1 protein-coding gene is annotated in these 1,308 nt (G+C 59.9%); it reads right to left on the reverse strand.

Translation table 11 applies throughout. The features are described from left to right. Position 1 precedes the first annotated feature (1 nt). Positions 2 to 1,134 (reverse strand): IS630 family transposase gene (locus IWX87_RS19450; protein ID WP_196865143.1). Its coding sequence is split into 2 segments (ribosomal slippage): positions 2 to 702 and positions 702 to 1,134, totalling 1,134 coding nucleotides; the frame shifts between segments, so codons are not numbered across the junction. Positions 1,135 to 1,308: the final 174 nt, after the last annotated feature.

The following is a 1,308-nucleotide window of genomic DNA, read 5'->3' on the forward strand; positions in this document are numbered from 1 at the left end:
GTCATGAGGAAGTTGTCGGGTAAAGCCGTTTGAGTTTGACGCGGGCATCCTTGGTGGTGAATTGCCAGTTGACTTTGGCTTGAAGGTTGTCGCGGCGCGCCTGCCAGGCAGCGACCTCGCTGCGCACGGTATCGATGTTGTCGATGCGCCGATCCAGGCACTGACTGACCATGACATTGATCTCGATTTCTGCCATGTTTAGCCAGCTGCCGTGCTTGGGCGTGTAGACGAACTCGAAGCGATCCCACAGCGCCTTGGCTTTCTCAGGGGCAAACGCCTCGTAGAGCGAGCCCGGGGTATGGGTGTTGAGGTTGTCCATCACCAGCGTGATTCGCTCGGCATCGAAATAGCTGGCAGCGATGTCTTGCACGAAAACGGCCCAGTCCAGTTTGGTACGCCGTTCGGTGACCTTCGTCAGGCGCCGCCCGGCCAGCGGCTCGCTGGCCATGAAGACGTTGCACACGCCGCAACGCTCATACTCATAGTCATGGCGCTCGGGCCGCCCGGGCGCCGCGGCAATGGGCTCACGCGTCTCGCGAATGAGCTGGCGGAGCGTCTCGTCCATGCACACCACGGGGTGTTTCGCATCGTAGGGCCGGCTGTAGATGTCGAGCACCTTTTCCATAGCTGCGACGAATTCAGCGTTGGCCTGGGGCGCGATCACCCAGCCGACTTTCCTCCAGGGCTTGAGTTCGTTTTTTTCAGCGTCCGCCGCACCGTCTCGTGGGATACCGTGTCGATCAATTCGAGCTCGACCAGCCGGTCGGCCAGCAGGCGCAGCGACCAGCGCGCTTGGCCTTCAGGGGGCGCCGAGCAGCTCAGGGCCAGCAACTGTGCCTCCAAGCGGCCATCGATCTTCAAGTCGTACTCGCCTTTTGAAGGCTGGCGGTTAAGCGTCACGTCCAGGCCTTCGAGGACAAACTTCTTCTTGATCCGGTCCACCTTGCGCTCGCTCACGCACAGCATGGCCGCGATGTCGCAGGTGCGGGGGCGTTCGGTTCGCTCCCCGGACTGGTCGCAGTTGAGCAGGATCAAGGCATTGATGACCTTGGACGTGGCGTATGTGCCTTTGCTCGCGATGCCCTGAAGCTCGGCTCTTTCTGGCTCGGATAAGGCGACTTTGTAATGTTCCATCCCCCATTTTTCACGCCACATAGCTCATGACGCGACACTAGTTGTCGCATGAAGGTGGTGTATCAGGCTGCTTTTTTGAGAGTTTCAACCTCCTTGTTTTGCGGTGTGTCCGGATTGAGGTGAACCTGATCCACACGGCGCCAATTGCGGCACTGTTTGGACCAGCGCTGAGGG

The organism is Polaromonas sp. CG_9.7 (assembly GCF_015752205.1).
Taxonomy (GTDB): Bacteria; Pseudomonadota; Gammaproteobacteria; order Burkholderiales; family Burkholderiaceae_C; genus Polaromonas.